General features: G+C 58.7%; 20 protein-coding genes. 7 read left to right on the forward strand and 13 right to left on the reverse strand.

What is annotated here, in order from left to right; all coding sequences use genetic code 11:
• The first annotated feature begins 60 nt into the window (after positions 1-60).
• A complete protein-coding gene (locus CU100_RS05375) occupies positions 61-1080 on the forward strand; it encodes an LLM class flavin-dependent oxidoreductase (protein ID WP_106715454.1) in 1020 nt (339 codons plus the stop codon).
• On the opposite strand, the gene ureG is transcribed toward CU100_RS05375, so the two are convergent.
• Genes ureG through ureC form a run of 5 tightly spaced genes read right to left on the reverse strand, consistent with a single transcriptional unit; the run spans position 1063 to position 5040 of the window.
• The gene (gene ureG / locus CU100_RS05380; protein WP_106715455.1) at positions 1063-1686 is read right to left on the reverse strand and encodes an urease accessory protein UreG; all 624 of its coding nucleotides are present in this window, start codon (positions 1684-1686) and stop codon (positions 1063-1065) included. The two genes, CU100_RS05375 and ureG, sit on opposite strands and share 18 nt — an antisense overlap.
• On the reverse strand, positions 1683-2372 hold the full coding sequence (locus CU100_RS05385; protein WP_106715456.1) for an urease accessory protein UreF: 690 nt from the start codon (positions 2370-2372) through the stop codon (positions 1683-1685). The genes ureG and CU100_RS05385 overlap by 4 nt, the downstream gene beginning before the upstream one ends.
• Complete coding sequence (gene ureE / locus CU100_RS05390) at positions 2335-2805, reverse strand: urease accessory protein UreE (protein WP_106715457.1); 471 nt, start codon at positions 2803-2805, stop codon at positions 2335-2337. The genes CU100_RS05385 and ureE overlap by 38 nt, the downstream gene beginning before the upstream one ends.
• Positions 2802-3317 carry a DinB family protein gene (locus CU100_RS05395; RefSeq protein WP_106715458.1) on the reverse strand — a complete coding sequence of 172 codons (516 nt, stop codon included), beginning with the start codon at positions 3315-3317 and terminating at the stop codon, positions 2802-2804. Before CU100_RS05395 ends, ureE begins: the two co-directional genes overlap by 4 nt.
• A 10-nt stretch (positions 3318-3327) precedes the next feature.
• The gene (gene ureC, locus CU100_RS05400) at positions 3328-5040 is read right to left on the reverse strand and encodes an urease subunit alpha (protein ID WP_106715459.1); all 1713 of its coding nucleotides are present in this window, start codon (positions 5038-5040) and stop codon (positions 3328-3330) included.
• On the opposite strand from ureC, the gene CU100_RS27465 reads away from it, so the two are divergent.
• Positions 5039-5161, forward strand: a complete 123-nt coding sequence (locus CU100_RS27465) for a hypothetical protein (protein ID WP_280951579.1) — start codon at positions 5039-5041, stop codon at positions 5159-5161. The two genes, ureC and CU100_RS27465, sit on opposite strands and share 2 nt — an antisense overlap.
• A gap of 54 nt (positions 5162-5215) precedes the next feature.
• Complete coding sequence (locus CU100_RS05405; protein ID WP_106715460.1) at positions 5216-5599, forward strand: hypothetical protein; 384 nt, start codon at positions 5216-5218, stop codon at positions 5597-5599.
• 92 nt (positions 5600-5691) lie between these two features.
• Here CU100_RS05405 and CU100_RS05410 read toward each other — a convergent pair whose 3' ends face one another.
• From CU100_RS05410 to CU100_RS05435, 6 genes are all read right to left on the reverse strand, one after another.
• Positions 5692-5997: an urease subunit beta gene (locus CU100_RS05410; RefSeq protein WP_106715461.1), complete on the reverse strand. Its 306-nt coding sequence runs from the start codon at positions 5995-5997 to the stop codon at positions 5692-5694.
• A gap of 9 nt (positions 5998-6006) precedes the next feature.
• Positions 6007-6309: an urease subunit gamma gene (locus tag CU100_RS05415; RefSeq protein ID WP_106715462.1), complete on the reverse strand. Its 303-nt coding sequence runs from the start codon at positions 6307-6309 to the stop codon at positions 6007-6009.
• A 30-nt stretch (positions 6310-6339) separates the two neighbouring features.
• Entirely contained in the window at positions 6340-7173 is an 834-nt protein-coding gene (locus CU100_RS05420; protein WP_106715463.1) for an urease accessory protein UreD, read from the reverse strand.
• Between the two features lie 37 nt (positions 7174-7210).
• A complete protein-coding gene (proC, locus tag CU100_RS05425; RefSeq protein WP_106715464.1) occupies positions 7211-8026 on the reverse strand; it encodes a pyrroline-5-carboxylate reductase in 816 nt (271 codons plus the stop codon).
• Between the two features lie 69 nt (positions 8027-8095).
• Positions 8096-9403: an O-antigen ligase family protein gene (locus CU100_RS05430; RefSeq protein ID WP_106715465.1), complete on the reverse strand. Its 1308-nt coding sequence runs from the start codon at positions 9401-9403 to the stop codon at positions 8096-8098.
• Entirely contained in the window at positions 9372-10343 is a 972-nt protein-coding gene (locus CU100_RS05435) for a glycosyltransferase family 2 protein (protein ID WP_407070311.1), read from the reverse strand. Before CU100_RS05435 ends, CU100_RS05430 begins: the two co-directional genes overlap by 32 nt.
• Before the next feature lie 144 nt (positions 10344-10487).
• Here CU100_RS05435 and CU100_RS05440 point away from each other — a divergent pair, with 144 nt between their 5' ends.
• Genes CU100_RS05440 through CU100_RS05450 form a run of 3 tightly spaced genes read left to right on the forward strand, consistent with a single transcriptional unit; the run spans position 10488 to position 13296 of the window.
• Positions 10488-11678, forward strand: coding sequence for a glycosyltransferase (locus CU100_RS05440; RefSeq protein WP_106715467.1), 1191 nt, complete (start codon positions 10488-10490; stop codon positions 11676-11678).
• Positions 11675-12439: a WecB/TagA/CpsF family glycosyltransferase gene (locus tag CU100_RS05445; RefSeq protein WP_245418923.1), complete on the forward strand. Its 765-nt coding sequence runs from the start codon at positions 11675-11677 to the stop codon at positions 12437-12439. The genes CU100_RS05440 and CU100_RS05445 overlap by 4 nt, the downstream gene beginning before the upstream one ends.
• Complete coding sequence (locus CU100_RS05450; RefSeq protein WP_106715469.1) at positions 12436-13296, forward strand: DUF6492 family protein; 861 nt, start codon at positions 12436-12438, stop codon at positions 13294-13296. Before CU100_RS05445 ends, CU100_RS05450 begins: the two co-directional genes overlap by 4 nt.
• Position 13297: 1 nt before the next feature.
• On the opposite strand, the gene CU100_RS05455 is transcribed toward CU100_RS05450, so the two are convergent.
• On the reverse strand, positions 13298-14551 hold the full coding sequence (locus CU100_RS05455; protein WP_106715470.1) for a lipopolysaccharide biosynthesis protein: 1254 nt from the start codon (positions 14549-14551) through the stop codon (positions 13298-13300).
• A gap of 297 nt (positions 14552-14848) precedes the next feature.
• Between CU100_RS05455 and CU100_RS05460 the strand changes: the two genes are divergently transcribed.
• Complete coding sequence (locus CU100_RS05460) at positions 14849-17095, forward strand: GumC family protein (protein WP_106715471.1); 2247 nt, start codon at positions 14849-14851, stop codon at positions 17093-17095.
• Positions 17096-17100: 5 nt separating this feature from the next.
• Here the strand turns inward: CU100_RS05460 and CU100_RS05465 are convergent, their stop codons facing one another.
• The gene (locus CU100_RS05465) at positions 17101-18354 is read right to left on the reverse strand and encodes a sarcosine oxidase subunit beta family protein (protein WP_106715472.1); all 1254 of its coding nucleotides are present in this window, start codon (positions 18352-18354) and stop codon (positions 17101-17103) included.
• Positions 18355-18377 lie beyond the last annotated feature (23 nt).

Below are 18377 nucleotides of genomic sequence, written 5' to 3' on the forward strand. Positions count from 1 at the left end.
GTGAATCACCAAAAGGCGCGCCATCATTGTTCGCACCCGTTGATCACCTATATCTAGCGAATGACCCCAATATCCGTCCTTGACCTCTCACCGATTGTCGCTGGCAGCGATGCCGCTCAGTCACTTCGCAATTCGCTGGACCTGGCGCAGAATGCCGAGCGCCTCGGCTATAATCGCCTCTGGCTTGCCGAGCATCACAGCATGCGGGGAATCGCCAGCGCTGCGACCGCTGTTGTGATCGCACATGTTGCGTCCGGTACGTCTAAAATCCGGCTTGGTGCCGGCGGAATCATGCTGCCGAATCACTCGCCGCTCATGGTCGCGGAAGCCTTTGGCACATTGGCCTCCTTGCACCCGGGGCGCATTGACCTGGGTGTCGGGCGCGCACCTGGCACAGATCAGATCACGGCACAGGCGCTGCGTCGCAACCTTGATCAGGATATCAATGGCTTCCCGCAGGATGTCGTCGAGTTGATGAGCTATTTCCGTGATCCGCAGCCGGGGCAGCGCGTCATTGCAGTCCCCGGTGCCGGAACCAACGTTCCGGTGTGGATACTGGGCTCCAGTCTCTTTGGAGCGCAGCTTGCCGCCGCTCTCGGCTTGCCCTACGCCTTTGCGTCGCACTTCGCTCCGGCGGAGATGGAGCGGGCAATCGAGCTCTATCGCGCCAGGTTTGAACCTTCCGAATATCTTGACAAGCCTTACGTCATGCTCGGCCTCAATGTCTTCGCCGCGGATACCGACGATGAAGCGCGGCTGTTGCAAACCTCGCAGCAGCAGGCCTTTGTCAATCTGCGCACCGGCAATCCAGGACCATTACCCCCGCCTGTCAGAGGTTATGAAGAGACGCTGGACCTTCACGCAAAGGCGATTTTGCGCCAGGCACTGTCGTGCTCGGTGGTTGGCTCACCCGAAACGGTGAAAGCCGGGGTCGAGGATTTCATCCTGCGCACGGGAGCAGATGAGATCATGGTCACCGGCCAGATCTTCGATCACCCTGCGAGAATTAGATCCTATAAGATTCTTGCCGACGTCTTGATCAGTCAGCCTGAATCGGCGCCGCTAAGCCGCCTGGCGTAACCCTCCCGCCGCCTCGATGAAGGAGATTACTTCGTCGAGGCCGTTCCGTCGCAGCATGTCGGTGAATATATAGGGTTTGGGTCCGCGTTGTACCCTTGTGTCGGCGTCCATCACGTCCAGATCGGCTCCTACATAGGGCGCGAGGTCTTTCTTGTTGATGATCAGCAAGTCGGACCGCGTGATCCCCGGGCCACCCTTGCGCGGTATTTTTTCGCCCTGGCATACCGAAATGACATAGATCGTCAAGTCGGCGAGATCAGGCGAAAATGTCGCCGCTAGGTTGTCGCCGCCCGATTCGATGAACACAATGTCCAGATCCGGGTGACGTTTGTTCATCTCGGAAATGGCTTGCAGGTTGATAGTTGCGTCCTCGCGGATCGCCGTGTGCGGGCAGCCGCCGGTTTCGACACCCATGATGCGATCTTCGGGCAGCGCCTGGAGCCTGTTGAGGATAAGCGCATCTTCCTTGGTATAGATGTCATTGGTCACGACCGCGATGGAATAGCGGTGACGCAGCGCCTTGCACAGCATCTCGGTGACGGTCGTCTTGCCGGAGCCCACCGGTCCGCCAATGCCGATGCGAAGCGGTCCGTTTTGCGAAATCATGAGCGAAATACCCTCGAATATTGTGTTTCATGTTGCATGGCCATGATGTCGGAGATGATGGCGGCCGAACCGAGATCATCCAGGCTTGAGCTCATTGCACGCTCTGCCACGTCAAGAATATCCTTTTCGACAGCCGCCATCAGCGATACGCCATGACTTTGCCCAAGCGGTACCAGGCGAACGGCACCTTGTATGAGGTTGGACAGCATTGCATGCAGGAAGGCTGACAAAGCGGGCTGACAGGCAATGCCGTTCTGAGCGGCAACCATGGCGACGGCGACAGGATAGGCCATCTCCTTGATGGATTTGCTATTCGCGTGGCCCCAATGTCCAATAGCTTGCAGGAAAGCACTACCCTGCAGCATTGTCTCCATATGCCGCTCTTTCGAACCTGCCATGGCCTGCGCGAGCTCCGACGTGTCGAGGCAGTCGATGCCGTGCGTGGTGTTCCGCCAAGTCTCGGCGAACAAGACCGCGTCATTCCAGAGGGAGCCGTGGCTGAGCAAATCCTCGAGCCAGAGCTGCAATGACACCTTGTCACCGATCACGCCGTCATGCACCGCGCGTTCTATGCCATGGCTATAGGAGAATGCCCCCACGGGAAAAGCCGGAGAAAGCCAGGTCATCAGGCGAAGCAGGGCGGTGTTGTTATCCATGATGATGATCATGGGCATGCGAGTGCCCATGCCCGCCATGATATGCCCCATGCAGCGGATGGAACGGTGCGTTGATCTCGGTGACTTTTGCTCCGAGACCTTCGAGCATCGCCTTGATTACGTGATCGCGCAGGATCAGGATCCGGTTTTCTTCGAGCTGCGCGGGCAGGTGACGGTTCCCGAGATGCCAGGCAAGTTCCGAGAGATGCCGGCCATCCCGCGGCGTGATCTCATAAAGCGCTTCGGTCGCCGCGATTATCTCGGCCAGCCTTCCATCCTCCAGTACAAGCACGTCGCCATGCTCGAAGGCGATAGCCTCGGGTAGATCGACAAGGATATGTTCGCCCTCTGACAGGATCAGCACCTTGCGCCGTAGATGCCGCTCGTCATGCGCCAGTACGATATGGTCGAAGGGCGTTCCCTGATAATGTCCCGCGTGGGCATGGTTCGTGACGCGCCTCATTGGTTTTCGCCCTCTGGACTGAAATCATCGTTCATGCACAAAAAGAAATCGATGGGCGGGGCGTCTCCAGTAAGCTGCGACAACAGGGTGTGGACTTGGCCGCGGTGGTGCGTCTGGTGGTTGAATATCTGCGTAAGGCAGCGATCAAATGTAGACGTGTAGGGCTGGCCTTCCATCGTCACCCAGCTGAAGATACCCACTATTGTGCTTTCATCCAATGCATCGACCGCTTCGATCAGGTGATCGTCACAGGTGGCCCGCGCCTTCCGCAGAGCATCCAGATTATCGTGCAGGATGACGTTGGGGGACGGCGGAACGTAAGGCTCTCCTGTCAGGCGCCCTAACCACAATTTGTCGATCGCAAGGAGATGGTTGAGCGTGCCATGCACCGACTTGAAGTAAGCACGCCGGTCCGCAAAGTAGTCCTCGGCGTCCAGCGCCGCGGCTGCTTCGTAGATCCGCCCGTTGGCCCATTTGTTATAGCGGGCAAGCCGCTTGAAATGATCCTTCATCCCACCGCACTCAAAAGAGGAAATATCGCTGCGCCATCGGCAGCACCGTTGCCGGTTCGCAAGTCAGAAGCTCGCCGTCCGCGCGCACCTCGTAGGTTTCCGGATCGACCTCGACATGCGGCGTGGCATCATTGTGGATCATCGAAGCCTTGGAAATACCGCTGCGCGTGTTTTCCACACCGACAAGTTGTTTGTCGATGCCCAATGACTGGCGCAATCCAGCGTCAATCGATGCATTGCTTGCAAACACAACGGATGAATTGCTGACATTCTTGCCGTAGCCGCCGAACATATAACGGTAATGTACCGGTTGCGGCGTGGGGATCGAAGCGTTTGGATCGCCCATCGGTGCCGCGACAATCGAGCCGCCAAGCAGTACCATGTCCGGCTTCACCCCGAAGAATGCCGGATTCCACAAGACGAGATCGGCGCGTTTGCCCACCTCGATGGAGCCGATATGCCGCGATACGCCTTGGGCGATGGCGGGATTGATGGTGTATTTCGCAATATAGCGTTTGACGCGGAAATTGTCGTTGTCGCCGGTTTCCTGAGGCAGGCTGCCGCGCTGGCGTTTCATTTTGTCTGCGGTCTGCCAAGTGCGTATCAGGACTTCGCCAACCCGGCCCATCGCCTGACTGTCCGAAGAAATGATCGAAAATGCGCCGATATCATGCAGGATATCTTCTGCAGCGATCGTCTCCTTGCGGATACGGCTTTCGGCAAACGCCACGTCTTCCGGTATCGATGACGACAGATGGTGGCAAACCATCAGCATGTCCAAATGTTCTGCAATAGTGTTTTTCGTGTAAGGCCGCGTCGGGTTGGTCGAAGACGGAATGACGTTGGGAAGCCCGCATATCTTGATGATATCAGGCGCATGGCCACCGCCGGCGCCTTCCGTATGAAAAGCGTGAACCGTCCGGCCCTTGAACGCCGCGACTGTGTCTTCCACGAATCCGCTCTCATTCAGCGTGTCTGTATGTATCATCACCTGAACGTCGTATTGGTCGGCAACCGCAAGGCAATTGTCGATCGCTGCCGGCGTCGTGCCCCAATCCTCATGGAGTTTCAAAGAGCACGCCCCGCCAAGGATCATCTCCTCCAACGCTTTTGGCAGCGACGCGTTGCCCTTGCCGGAAAGCCCGAGATTCATGGGGATGGCGTCGAAGGACTGGATCATCCGGCCCAGATGCCACGGTCCGGGCGTACATGTCGTCGCCAGCGTTCCGTGCGCCGGGCCGGTACCGCCGCCAAACATCGTCGTTATGCCCGACATCATTGCTTCTTCGATCTGCTGCGGGCAGATGAAGTGAATGTGGGCGTCCATGCCGCCTGCGGTCAAAATCTTGCCTTCCCCGGCAATAATCTCCGTGCCAGGGCCAATAATGATCGTCACACCGGGCTGCGTATCGGGATTTCCGGCCTTGCCAATGCCAATGATCAACCCATCCTTCAGGCCGACATCCGCTTTGTAGATGCCGCTATGATCGACGACCAGTGCGTTTGTGATCACGGTGTCGACGGCACCATCGGCGCGGGCGGTCTGGCTCTGGCCCATTCCGTCCCGGATGACCTTGCCCCCGCCGAACTTCACCTCTTCGCCGTAGACTGTAAAGTCCTTCTCGATCTCAATGAAAAGCTCCGTATCGGCGAGGCGGACCCTGTCGCCCGTCGTTGGGCCGAACATGCGGGCGTAGGCGGCCCGGGTGATTTTAGCGGGCATGAGTATCCCCTCTGGTGTGGACTATCGTGAGAAAGGCCCCGGACTTGTGCCACATTTCGACCGTGATATTGCCTTGAAAAAACCCGATCCCCGACCGCTTGAGATCGAATTCCGCATGTGAAGTGCGCCCGTCATCACTAGATGATCGTTCGCCAATCTCGTGAAAGGAAAAACGATGCGAAAGATGATAGCCCTCGCGATCTGTGCGGCTTTCCCGCTTGCGACTTCTGTCGCCTATGCTCAGACCGCGACGCCGCAGGCTCCAGCCGCGGAACCAGCGGCTCCGAAGAGCGAAACCCAGGCGAAGCCCGGTGCCACGCCCATCACCACGATCAACATCGTTGATATCGATGAACTGCCGGATGCAACAAAGACGCAGGTAAACGATGCCCTCGCCAAGCGTAGCGACGCCGACGTTCAGAAACTTCGCAGTTCGATCGACAAATCGCCACAAGTTTCCGCCGCCTTGAAAGAAAAAGGGCTCACTTCCGCAGCGGTCGTCATTGCAAGCCTCGATTCCAAGGGTCTCCTGACGCTGGTGACCAAGAAGCCAAGCTGACTGGCGAACCTCAACCAACCCATAGCTGCTATGTAGGTCGCGATCGGTTTCCCGGTCGCTTCTTGTCGATTGTCTGGGTGCAAGCCGACGAGTCAAAGCTTTCCCATGACCTTCTGCCGAAATCCATACACGGTCCGGTTCCCTCCGAGGGGCACGAGCGTAACGTCGCGCTCCTGTCCCGGCTCGAACCGGACCGCCGTACCGGCTGCAATATCAAGACGCATCCCGCGTGCCTGCTCGCGGTTGAAAACCAGTGCCGCGTTCGTTTCGAAGAAATGGTAGTGCGACCCCACCTGCACGGGCCGGTCGCCAGTATTCGCCACCTTCAATGTTAGCCCGCTGGCGCCGGCGTTGAGTTCGATTTCGCCTGCTGCTATGATGATTTCACCCGGGATCATGCTCGCGCCCTAACGTATCGGTTCGTGCACGGTGACAAGCTTCGTGCCGTCGGGAAACGTTGCCTCGACCTGTATGTCATGGATCATCTCAGGGATACCCTCCATCACCTGTTCACGCGTGATGACATGCGCTCCCGCCTGCATCAGATCGGCGACGGAGCGGCCATCACGAGCTCCTTCGACGACGAAGTCGCTAATGAGCGCAATCGCTTCCGGATGGTTGAGCTTTACGCCTCGTTCTAGTCTGCGTCTGGCGACCATAGCCGCCATCGAAATGAGAAGTTTGTCCTTCTCGCGTGGTGTCAGATTCATTCTATTCCCTTGGCCAAATTTGTTTCCTCCCTAAATTGACCAGACTTTAGGCACGCCTGCCGTTTCGTTGAGCAGTTCGATCAATGGCACCAGCCTTTTTCTCAACGAATAGGCGTCGCCATCGATCAGCCTCGCAAGAAGCTTGCCAGACCAGAAGGAAACCCCTCCTTTTGTTCCGATTATTTTTCGGCTCGCTTCAAGGTGCCGTTCGGCGCTTGAGTCCACCAGCAGCAATGTGGCCATCGTGCGCATCCCCCCGAGCAGGGCGGGGCGCTCCAACATCGCCGCACTTTGCGGTCCGATTGCGAAATCCTCCGCGTGGATAAGTTTGCCATCGCGATGAATGCGCCAGCGATCGCGGAATGAACAGTTTTGTATGTCCTCGCCCATTGCCTTGCGACCGAAGACGATCGGCTCGACGATGAGGGCTCGGCTGGTGGCGGCGAGTTCGACAGTCAGGGTCCGCTTCAACGCCGACCCTTCGAACAAAATTGTCTCCTGTGGCAGCCAGGCAAGTGATGATCGTTCGCCAATGCGAATGGTGCTCGCGACATCTGCCACACCGCCCGATGATTTATAGATGCGCTCGCAAGCCTGCGTGGTCACCTGTGCCTTGCAATCATCCGCAGTGTCGAATTTCCAGTGCATCTCGTCGCCGCCGGTCAGCCCTCCGGAGGTGTTGACCATCACCGCTTCGAGAGAATCGTCGTCGGTGATGGGTAAGAGAATCTTGGCGCAGCCTTCTTGATAGAGCGTTCCGATACGCGTGCGCCCGTCAACAGGCTTTACGGCAAGATGCGCCGCTCCGAAGGCGCGCTGCGGCCTTGCTTCGGTGCCTGGATCAGGCGATGGATGCACAATCATCCCGGCACGCTAACGCAATGGCGGAGCTTTCGAAAGCTCAATGGGTGCCGAGCTCTATGGCGCGTTGATGCGCTTTGAAGACGGCTCTGATCATCAGCCGTTTCAGCTTGTCATGCCCCATCAGCACGTCCAAGGCCGCCGCCGTCGTGCCCTTGGGGCTCGTAACCTGCTCGCGCAGCTTCGTCGGCGTGTCCTCGCTCGATGCAGCAAGTACGCCGGCACCGTATACTGTCTGCATCGCCAGCATCTCGGCGGTCTTTCGCTCGAGCCCTGCAACGACGGCCGCCTCGGTCAGGCATTCGATGAAATGGAACACATAGGCGGGGCCGGAGCCCGACACCGCAGTGGCCACGTCAATCAATTTCTCGTCGTCCACCGCCGCGACTTTCCCGCTTGTCTTCAATAGAACGTCGACAAATTCGGCGTCCTCATCGCCCACATTCATATTACGGAACGTGACGATCATGCCCTTGCCGATTGCAGCAGGCGTATTGGGAATGGTGCGGATAATCGCGGCTGTCTCGCCAAGAAACTGCTCGAACAAGGCGACCTTCACTCCCGCTACGACGCTCACGAATGTCGCATCGCTGGCAAAGCGCTCATAGGCGGGCAGCACGTCGCGGATCACCTGCGGCTTGACCGCGATGAGAATGATGCGTGGCGACAGATCGTCTTCTATCCGGCTGGCATTCGCGAGACCATTCACACCAAGCGTTGCTGCCCGTTTGCGCAGCGCATCGTTTGGCTCGACCACTGTTACCTGCTCAGGCGTCAATATCCCCGCGTCCAGCCAGCCCTTGAGCATGGCGAACCCCATGTTGCCGCAGCCGACCAGAACCAGTTTATCGCTCATTGCATTCTCCCGCAGATGTCGCGGCACTTTGATCTGTTCGGATATGCCGGGTCAACAGGCGCTGGCAATTTAGGTCCGGGTTGCGATGGGAATACGCGCGGTCATGCGCAGCCCGAAACAAGCCATGACGACCAGCAGCCACACCGGGTCGGCACGCCGGAAGAAGAAGCTTTCGAGAAACGCATTCATCAGCGCAAAGGTCAGGCACATCATGAAGAAATCTGCCGCGAAAACATTCTCCCGCTTTTTCAGGCAGCGCACATAATCGACAAGCGGCAGCACGATGAGGACAATGAGCGCGCAGATCATTGCCGGATACCCCATCGCGATAGCAATATCGAGATAGCCATTATGTGCGTGCACGATGCCGCGCACGTCCCAATCCAGGTAATAACTCGGGTTCTCCGCCTGCCGCACGACCAGTGCCTCCCAGAAGCTCTCGAAACCATAGCCGCTCCATGGTTTTGCCGACAGCTTCTCCAGAGCGAACTGCCAGATGGACGTACGGCCGGTAAATGTTGTGTCCGCGCCGATCTGCACCAGGAGGTCGTGTGTGGCCGGGAAAAACAATGTCCCTATGGTGAAGAAGAAAAATCCGGTCAATGCAGCGGCGATCAGCAGCGCGGCGAGCAGACGAAAGCCAAACATGTTCGGAAACATCACGAGGAAGACCACTATAGGCACCAGTGCCGTTGCAGTCTTCGATCCGGTATGCGCCACAAACCAGAGCGCCAGGACGAGCAGGACAATGCCTATGCCGCGCCAGCCGCGACGGATGAGGTAGATACCACCGAATGAAAACGCCGCCATCACCGGCCCCGCGATGTTCTTGTGCGCAAATATGCCGCGCCAGAGGCCGGCGTGTTGAGCTTCGATCTCATTGGCTGTGTGCTTTGCGAGGTCTGGAACGGCCACAAGCCCGGCGTAGGACAGGATCAGCACGGCAAAGGCGGCTATGACAAGTGCCAGCGAAAAGCCGTCGGCGTCCCGTGGCAGCGCCAGCACAGCCACTACGCACAGAACCGCGATCAACGTGAAAAGCACCGCCCTTTGTGCGGCGGCGGGATCGATGGCCGCAAAGGTCGAGAGAAAAAGAAAGCCGAACATCAATATCCACATCGGACTGATCAGAGCAAGAAGCGTCCGCGGATTGGCAAGTACCATCATCGCCAGGACGGCTATGCCGCCCAAAGCACCGAAACCGAGCTGGTTGACGAGATCGCCGCCGCTTCCTGCAATTGCCGTACTCGCCGGCTGGAACGGGCGGAACGAGATCAACAGCACGCAAAGGATCAGCGCCGCCACAAGGCTGGCGACCAGTCGCAACGGGAGCGGGCGTGCCGCGTCAGTTCTTCTCAGGTTGCCGATACTGCTCATTCGAATATCCGAATTCCGCCAGAACGCGGCCAAGGCCAACGTAAACCTGATAGATGCCGATCGACATCGAACCGGTCTGCGCGATCTTCATTGCAGCCCGCAGCGGAGAAACGGCAAGCAAGGCAAGGCTCTTCAGGGCAGTCCTCGTACCGCCGAAAGGTTCGCCGGCACGTTTGCGCTTTTCGATCAGCGTGGAAATGACACCATTGCGCAGCGCCCGTGCCCTGATCCAGTCGGCTTCGACACGCCGGGCCGGAATGGTTTCATAAACCGGGGCTTCCGCGCACCAGGCGATGGTGAAGCCTTTCACGACGCTGCGGCTGATGAAATCGGAATCCCCGCCGCCCATGAAATTGAAAGCGAGATCGAGGAAGGGGAACGGCATGGCCTCTAGCACATTGCGCCCAACCAGCAGATTGCCGGACGAATAGACGATGGGTACGCGCCCGGTACGGGTATGATGGGGGCTGAAAACCGGGTGTGTCGACCATCTGGCATGTTCCGGCCTGGCGAAGACCGGAAGTTGCGGCCCGCCGACGAACTCGACACCATAGGTTTCGCGCGTCTTGCACATGTTCTCGAGCCAATGCGGATCGGCGATTTCATCATCGTCGATAACCAGCAGCGACGAAAAACCTGGAAATGCCTTCAGCGCCGTCGCCCAGCCGGCATTATAGGCGTTACAATTGCCACGGTCGTGAGCGACAATCACCAGACCGTGGTACTCGCCCCTCTCGAATAGCGGCTGCACAACCGCAGCGCCCTCGCGCTTCTCCGCCTCGTTCTCGATGACGACAATTGCGAAACGCCGTTCCGTCACCTGTGCGTTCAGTGATTCGAGGGTCTTCAACAAATGCTCGGGACGCTTGAACGTCGGCAATGTCACCACGACCTCGATCGCTCCCGGCTCAAGTTCGGGGGATTGCGCCACGATGCTGATATTGCCTTGAAGCTCGAGATCCGTCACCGGAATATGTATCCGTTATCCATGGTTGCAACTTATACGGGTTGCTTGTTCAACATTTCATTACATTCTGCGATCAAATCCAATAGTGAGAGATAAAAGTTCGTGGGCGGTCGATAGATGCATTTGCTTTTCGTAACGTCAATTGTTCCAGACGGTAAGCCAACGACAGGCTACGAGATTGCCAACAAGGCGATTGTCGACGGCCTGGCGCGTGCCGGTGCTCGCGTCACCGTGCTTGGATTTGTCTGGCCGGGCAGCCAGCCGCTCGATCCCGGCAATACGATCGTTCTCGGTGAAGTCGATGTGCGCAACGACACCGCGAACCTTTCGCAAAAGTTGCGCTGGCTCGGCAAGGCTGTTCTGTCGGGCCTGACAGTTTCGTCGGTTAAGCTGCGCGTCATCACGAGGGAAAAGTTTCAGGCTGCCATCGCCGCAGTTGGTCCCTTCGATGCCTACGTCCTGAACGGAGTGCCGCTGGCTGGCGCATTCGAAGATTGTTTCGCCGACAAGCCACAGATATTCGTGGCGCATAATGTGGAACATCGGTCGGCTCGCGAAAACGCTGATGCGGCAACGGGCGCCGTCCAGAAATATCTGTTCAGCCGGGAGTCGCGGCTCCTGAGCGGCCTTGAACAGCGGTTGTGCCGCGCGGCGTCGTTCGTCTTCACGTTGGCGGACGACGACATCGAAGCGCTTGGCTTGGCGGGAAGCGGCCGCGCGGCGGCGCTGCCTCTCGTTACGGGCACAGCGCCGGCAAACAAAGAGGGGCGTAAGATAGAACGCGACATCGGGCTGATCGGTACCTGGACGTGGCAGCCCAACCGCATTGGCCTTGAATGGTTCCTGCGTCATGTCGCACCCAAGCTGGATAAGTCTATTCGTGTCACCGTTGCCGGAAGCACGCCTGCCGGCCTCAAAGCCGCATGGCCCGGCGTAACCTTCGCGGGACGCGTACCGGACGCCACCGACTTCGTCTGCGGCTGCGCCGTCATACCCCTCATCAGCCGCGCCGGAAGCGGTGTGCAACTCAAGACCATTGAGACATTCGAACTCGGACTGCCGAGCGTCGCAACCGCGTTGTCCGTACGCGGCATCGCCGATGTTCCGGATAATTGTGTCGTCGCGGATGATCCGGTGGATTTTGCCAAAGCCGTCAATGCGATGGTGGCACGCGTGCGCGCAGGCGAGGACCTGACACAGCCAGGAGATGCGTTTCGCACCGCGCAATTGGCGCGCTTCGATGAGCAATTGAGGCTCGGGCTCGAACGGCTCGAAACGCAGCTCTCAAGCGGGCGTGCGGCCGCGTGAGTTTGGCAAGGCTTGATCTCCCGCGCCGCACCATTCTCGGCGTACAGGTCGTGGCACTGCCTTGGGCGGAAGCTATCGAGGCCGTGAGAGAGCGTATCGTCAATGATCGCTTCGCCCTCGTCACCTGGCTCAACGCACATAATGCCAATCTGGCTCAGGAAAGCGCGGAGTTCAGAGAGGCACTGAACCGCTTTCTCGTTCTTCCAGATGGCTTCGGAGTGGATATCGCCTCGAAGATGCTGCATGGGGCGCGGTTTCCGGCCAATCTCAATGGCACTGATTTCATTCCGGCGTTGTTGAAGGCGGAAATCAGTCCCATGCGGGTTGGACTCATTGGGGCGCGGCCTGGCGTAGTCAAAGAGGCCGCGGCGAGGTTCGGGAGGATGGCGCCTCGACACGAGGTCCGTGTCATCAGTGACGGTTTTTTCCGGCCGGAAGACGAGCCTCGTATTCTGCAGGATCTCGAACAGTATCACCCGCACATCCTGCTCGTCGCCATGGGCGTCCCGCGCCAGGAGATGTTCATGGGAAGGCGCCTCACGGCGGAGCATTGCACATTGGCCTTCGGCGTTGGCGCGCTGTTTGACTTCACGGCAGGTGCCGTGCCGAGGGCGCCACTGATCGTCCAAAAGCTTCGTTTCGAATGGCTTTACCGTCTTGCTCAAGAACCCCGCCGTTTGTGGTATCGCTACATTGTCGGCAATCCGCTTTTCCTGCTACGCGTCATGCGGGCAAAACTGAAGGGCGGCAAAGGCGAATGAGAACGGCACTTGTAACCGCAAGTTATGCGCCTGATTTCGAGCGCTGCAGGCTCTTGTGCGAAACGATCGATCGTTTCGTCACCGGTTATTCCAGGCACTATATCCTGGTCGAGCACCGGGATGTTCCGCTGTTCAGGCAGCTCGAAGGTCCTCGCCGGGTCGTCGTCGACGAAAATGATCTGCTGCCACGCTGGATCAGGCCGTTCCCCGATCCCAGCAACTTCGGTCGCCGCCGCGTCTGGCTTTCAGCACGGACAATGCCGTTGCGCGGCTGGCACGTGCAGCAGTTCCGACGCATCGCCATTGCAGCACTTGTTGATGATGAAGCCTTCTTCTACATCGATTCGGACGTCGCTTTCCTGAAACCTTTCGATTGCGCCTCGGTCTGGCGTGGCAGCGATTTGCGACTGTTCCGTCGAGACGGCGACCTGTTGCGTCCAGTACCCGGCGACCAGCGCATCTGGTCCGAACATGCGGGACAAGTGCTTGGTATCGTGCCCGTCAGTCCGGCAGGACACGATTATATCGGTACGCTGATCGCCTGGCGGCGCGACGCTTTGCTGACCATGTGCGAGCATATCGAGAAAGTCACCGGCCGCCATTGGGTCGCTGCTATCGGACGTTCGCGGCGGTTTTCCGAGTGCATGATCTATGGCCGCTACGCCGACGAAGTGCTGATGGCGGCAGGTCATTATCACGACGCAGCCGAATTCTGCCGGGTCTACTGGTTCGCGCCCGCGCCGACGGACACGGAGTTCCTGGCCTTCATTGAAGCGATGACGCCTGAACAGGTGGCGATTGGCATGCAATCTTTTATCGGCGACGATACGGCGCGCATCCGGAAACTGCTGGCGTAGCTTAAACGCGCCGCGCCGGTTTCCTGATGGCGCGATAGGTCAGAAAGGCCGATAGGAGATAAAGCAGCGCGAACATGGCGTTGAGCCAGATCATCCAGTCGTGGCTATCAAGAAAGGTAACGAGGATCCATGACAGCAGCGCAGCCTTGGCCCCTCCGAGCAGTGCAAGATTGAGCGCACGAAGCCCTGATTGCCCTCGGGCATACAGAATTTCGGCCTGATATTCGATCAGGTTGCGCAAGCCCGGCACCAGCAGCACCAAGGGCAGGAGGGAAACCACGGATGCGACGTTCGCACCAAGTGCCTGCGGAAAAATGGCAAGGAAAATGGCAAGCGCGGCCAATCCGAGCGTCGATACGAGAAACACGCCCAGCTCCAGCCCGCCGCGAATTTTCAGTGATTTCAGCATGTCCGGTGTTCGCATCAACTTTTGCACGAGCATCATGTTGAACGAGCGCACGGGCAGGGCGGTCAAATCGACAAGCCGCATGATGATGGCGTAGACACCGGCGGTCTGGGGGCCGCCAACCGCAAGCACCAGCAGCTTGTCCATTTCCGACTGAACATAGAACAATACTTCCGCGCCCGTAACCGCGAAGGAATCGGCAAGCCGGCGCCGGTAGAGCTTGGGGACAAGCCGGAGCCGCACACGCGGATAGAAGAACAGCACCGCGACGGCAAGCGCAACTCCATTCGCTCCCGCATACCACCAGCTCCATATTGCAAGGTTGGCTATCGTAGAAAACGCAAAAAGCACCGCCGCCATCGCGCGCAACGCTGTTCCGACAATCACCAGCAATGCCGCGCGACCGAAGCGATTGAGGCCGTTATTGACGATGACGACAACCTCCAACGAACGCCATAGCAAGGCTTCGGTCGCGACGATCACAGCGAAGGTCCCAAGGGGAAGATCCGCGCCGAAAAAGAACAAATGCGTCAGGTATGCTGCAAGGATGAAAATGGGCAATGACACAACCACCGCCGCCAGGTAGCCGCCCGTGTATGCGCCGATCAGTTGCGGCTTGACGGTAGAAATCCGGTAGAGCGGTGAAACGAAGCCGAACGAGACGAGACGCGACAGCACGACGCCCGTCGCCGACGCGGTTGCGAACAGGCCGAACTCCGCAATCGATAGGGTATTTGCAAGTGCTACGAAATAGGCAAGTGAAATGACCAGCCGTCCCGCCGAGCCGCTGATCACCGAGAAATAGTTGCGGACAAGCTCTGCATTGGCTTTGAGATAGCTTGCAACCAATTCTGTTCCCTGCCGGATATGCCCTGGACGATCCCTGACGGTCTGGCGCCAGGCGCGAAGTCGCGGCGGATTTTTACATCAAAAGACTTAACGGCTCGTGTTCTTAGATTGAGACGTGTTATGAAGGCTATGCTGAAGCGACAGGCTTTAATTTGTGGGTCGATATGACACCTCGATGAGACGGGAAACTTCGACAATTAACGTTTTATTTTCCATAGAACTTTAGGTTGAATTAACTGCGGATCTAGGTCCTCTATTGAATCGCGTCGGCCGGGCGAGCGTGGAGTTGAAGTGCGAATGAGTAATCGTGAAAACGAAACGGCAAAGCGGCCGCGACGCTCGCTACTCTCGTTTGCCAGTCAGCCCGAGCCCGAGCATAAGCTCGAGGCCGAACCCGAACGGGTCACCACGACGCTGCGCGATGAAGATAACCTTGATCACTACCACCGCATGCGGGCTTTGCGTCTCGCCGCTGGCAGCGAATTTCCGCAGCCGCCCCTGGACGAAACGCCCGGCGAGTTGAACCCTGAAGCAGCCGAGCAGAACGCGATAAATCGTATGCGCGCCGATATGGCGGCGATCAAGGCGGAGCTCAACCGCCGCTTCGATGCCGCCGAGAGGGACAAGGCGTTTGTCGAGGAACCATCGCCTCCGGCCGAAGAGCCTGCGTCAGCTGCGCCGGAGCCATCCCGTGACAGAGTCGGAAATCCGGCAGCAACGCCACTTTCAGAGCCCGGACCGGAGCCCGTCGCTTCTCCGGCGGAACCGGTCATTGCGCCTGTTCCCGTCAGGCATTCGCCACCGCGCAAGGTGGAAGCCCGGCCCGCGGGGTATCAGAATGACGAATGGCGGCCACTCGTCGATCCGCGTATCGTCATCAATCGCATCGGCCGTTCCAAGGCGCTGATCCTTGCGACGACGATCATCGGCACGCTGCTTGGTGTCGGCTACGCGATGACCCTGCCGAAGCTCTATTCATCCACCGTCGAAGTGCTAGTCGATCCGCGGGACTTGAAGATCGTCGACAAGGAAATAGCGTCGAGCCAATTGCCGGTGGACGCCTCGCTGGCTATCGCGGAAAGCCAGCTGCGCGTCATCCAGTCAAGCAGCGTCTTGACCAAGGTGATCGATCGCGCCGGACTTGCGAACGACCCCGAGTTTAACGGCGACCTCAAGGACCGGGGCATCGTCGCGTCGATCCAGGACCTGTTTTCGACAGACAGCACGCCCGATCCGACGGCGCGCGAAACATTGCTCCTGCGCAACCTCTACGATCATCTTGAGGTTGAGCGCAGCGCCAAGAATTTCATTTTCAACATCACCGTCAAGTCGCGCGACCCGCAAAAATCAGCGCTGATCGCCAATACCGTATCCGATGTTTTTCGCGAGGAGCAGGGCAACATCCAGTCGGATACTGCGCGGCAGGCGACAGAATCGTTGACGGCTCGCCTCACTGATCTTCGCGCTGGCGTGCAGGATGCGGAAAATGCCGTGCAGAGGTTCAAGGCGGAGAACGATCTTGTCGACGTGCAAGGGCGTTTGATCAGCGATGATGAAATCACGCGCACCAATGATGAGCTCACGCAGGCGCGCAACCAGACGATCCGGCTCAAGGCGCAGGCAGACTCGATCAGGAATGCCTCCGTGGAGGGCGTCCTCGGAAACACGCTGCCGGAAGAATTCCGCTCCGGCGTTATCGTCGCGCTCCGCTCGCAATATGGGGCGTTGAAGCAACAGGCGGATGGTCTCGCCACGAAGCTCGGCCCCCGGCATCCCCAGCTTATCCAGGCGCAGTCGCAGGCAAGCGGTGTCCGCAGCGAGATCCGCAACGAACTCAGCCGCATCGCCTCGTCTGTGCAGGTGGAACTTAGGCGTTCGATGCAGCAGGAACAGGATCTCTCGGCTCGTCTGGCGCAGTTGAAAGCCCGTACCGCCAGCAACAACGAGGACATGATCAAGCTGCGCGAGCTTGAGCGCGAAGTCACCGCCAAACGCGAGGTGTATGAAGCCTTTCTTTTGCGTGCGAAGGAAACAGGCGAACTCGAGGGCATGAACACGACCAATATCCGGGTCATATCCCCGGCACGTCCTGCACTTGAAAGCACCGGTGGTTCGCGCAAGCTCGTTGCCATTGGCGGCTTGGTCGGCGGCTTGCTCGCGGGTCTCGCAATCGCCATCCTGCTCGGCATGATCGAGAGCTTTCGCGCCGGAAATCGCGCTGTGACCTATGTGGATGACGATGCCCCGGTTGATCCGGTGCCGCCATCCGGCGGCAGGCGTGTCGTTTCGCCGGAAAGCGCCACCCCGTCATCAGCAGTTCCATCCGAATCGCGCCTCGGTGCAGCTATCCGCCGCGCCCAGACCCGCGCCATGATGACAGGGCCCTCGCCAGATCCAGCGGTCGAGGAGGCGGCAATCGCCGAAAGGCCTCACAAACATGCGGACGCTCATCTGGAGCCGCGCCATCATGACAATTCGAATGTCGAGGAAATGCTGGCCGAGATCGCCAAGCTGCGCGAAGTCCTGAACCGACGTGCCGGCTGACTTGTTTAGTGCAACCTTGGTGTAGGGCCTTGCCCTTTGTCGTCAATAACGTAGCCGCGGTAAAACCGGTCGAGTGTGAACGGCGCCGAGAGCGGGTGCGGCTCGTCCTTGGCGATAGTCCATGCAAAGCATTTTCCTGAAATCGGCGTCGCCTTGAAGCCGCCATAGCACCAGCCGGTGTTGAGATACATGCCTGGAAGAGGACCGGTCGTTATGATGGGCGATCCATCCATCGTCATGTCCATGATGCCGCCCCATGAGCGCAACAGCTTGACCCGCGCCAGCGCCGGAATGAGTGCGACGAACTCGCTCATCACGTCTTCCACCACAGGAAGATTGCCTCGCTGCGCGTACGAGTTGTAGCCGTCGATATCGCCGCCGAAGACCAGGCCGCCTTTGTCCGACTGGCTGAAATAGAGGTGTCCGCCACCAAATGTTGCCACCGTATCGACAACCGGCTTCAGCGCTTCGGAGACGAATGCCTGCAGCACATGCGATTCGAGTGGCAGCCTGTCGATACCCGCCCGCCGCATGAGTTCGCTTGTGTGGCCGGCCACGGCACAGCCCACCTTCGCCGCGTTGATCGGCCCGCGCGTGGTCATGACGCCGGTAACCTTGTCGCCATCCTTCAGGAAGCTCGTGACTTCGCAATTTTCGATAATGTCCACCCCAAGCTGGTCCGCCGCGCGGGCGTAGCCCCAGACCACGGCGTCATGCCTCGCCGTACCCGCGCTGCGTTGCATGAGCCCGCCGAGAATTGGAAAGCGCGCGTTGCTGCTGATATCGAGGCCGGGAATGAGCTTCTTGATCTGTTGCGGGTTCATCAATTCGGCGTCTATTCCATTCAGGCGCATTTGATTGCCGCGCCGTGCATAGACATCGAGTTGCGGCAGCGAATGAGCGAGATTGACCACCCCGCGCTGGGAGAACATGACGTTGTAATTCAAGCCGTGAGACAGTGTCTCCCAGAGCTTCATCGATGCTTCGTAGAAGTGCTGGTTCTCGGACAGGAGATAATTCGAGCGGATCGCGGTCGTATTGCGGCCAATGTTTCCAGAACCAAGCCAGCCTTTTTCCACAACGGCAATATTTCGTATGCCGTGTTCCTTCGCCAGGTAATAAGCCGTTGCGAGCCCATGGCCGCCGCCGATGATCACCACGTCATAGGTGGGCTTGGGATCTGGCTTGCGCCAGGCGGGCTTCCAGTCCTTGTTGCCGTTGAGGGCATTTTTGAAAAGACTGAAAGCTGAGTAGCGCATAAAGGTTTCCGGACTCGAGTGGG

This window comes from Phyllobacterium endophyticum, from assembly GCF_003010935.1.
Lineage (GTDB): Bacteria > Pseudomonadota > Alphaproteobacteria > Rhizobiales > Rhizobiaceae > Phyllobacterium > Phyllobacterium endophyticum.

Excerpts from the sequence above, each read along its gene's own strand:
- CU100_RS05375 (WP_106715454.1), top strand. The coding sequence starts at position 61 with ATGACCCCAATATCCGTCCTTGACCTCTCACCGATTGTCGCTGGCAGC.
- ureG (WP_106715455.1), bottom strand. The coding sequence starts at position 1,686 with ATGATTTCGCAAAACGGACCGCTTCGCATCGGCATTGGCGGACCGGTG.
- CU100_RS05385 (WP_106715456.1), bottom strand. The coding sequence starts at position 2,372 with ATGGGCACTCGCATGCCCATGATCATCATCATGGATAACAACACCGCC.
- ureE (WP_106715457.1), bottom strand. The coding sequence starts at position 2,805 with ATGAGGCGCGTCACGAACCATGCCCACGCGGGACATTATCAGGGAACG.
- CU100_RS05395 (WP_106715458.1), bottom strand. The coding sequence starts at position 3,317 with ATGAAGGATCATTTCAAGCGGCTTGCCCGCTATAACAAATGGGCCAAC.
- CU100_RS27465 (WP_280951579.1), top strand. The coding sequence starts at position 5,039 with ATGAGTATCCCCTCTGGTGTGGACTATCGTGAGAAAGGCCCCGGACTT.
- ureC (WP_106715459.1), bottom strand. The coding sequence starts at position 5,040 with ATGCCCGCTAAAATCACCCGGGCCGCCTACGCCCGCATGTTCGGCCCA.
- CU100_RS05405 (WP_106715460.1), top strand. The coding sequence starts at position 5,216 with ATGCGAAAGATGATAGCCCTCGCGATCTGTGCGGCTTTCCCGCTTGCG.
- CU100_RS05410 (WP_106715461.1), bottom strand. The coding sequence starts at position 5,997 with ATGATCCCGGGTGAAATCATCATAGCAGCAGGCGAAATCGAACTCAAC.
- CU100_RS05415 (WP_106715462.1), bottom strand. The coding sequence starts at position 6,309 with ATGAATCTGACACCACGCGAGAAGGACAAACTTCTCATTTCGATGGCG.
- CU100_RS05420 (WP_106715463.1), bottom strand. The coding sequence starts at position 7,173 with ATGATTGTGCATCCATCGCCTGATCCAGGCACCGAAGCAAGGCCGCAG.
- proC (WP_106715464.1), bottom strand. The coding sequence starts at position 8,026 with ATGAGCGATAAACTGGTTCTGGTCGGCTGCGGCAACATGGGGTTCGCC.
- CU100_RS05430 (WP_106715465.1), bottom strand. The coding sequence starts at position 9,403 with ATGAGCAGTATCGGCAACCTGAGAAGAACTGACGCGGCACGCCCGCTC.
- CU100_RS05440 (WP_106715467.1), top strand. The coding sequence starts at position 10,488 with ATGCATTTGCTTTTCGTAACGTCAATTGTTCCAGACGGTAAGCCAACG.
- CU100_RS05450 (WP_106715469.1), top strand. The coding sequence starts at position 12,436 with ATGAGAACGGCACTTGTAACCGCAAGTTATGCGCCTGATTTCGAGCGC.
- CU100_RS05460 (WP_106715471.1), top strand. The coding sequence starts at position 14,849 with ATGAGTAATCGTGAAAACGAAACGGCAAAGCGGCCGCGACGCTCGCTA.
- CU100_RS05465 (WP_106715472.1), bottom strand. The coding sequence starts at position 18,354 with ATGCGCTACTCAGCTTTCAGTCTTTTCAAAAATGCCCTCAACGGCAAC.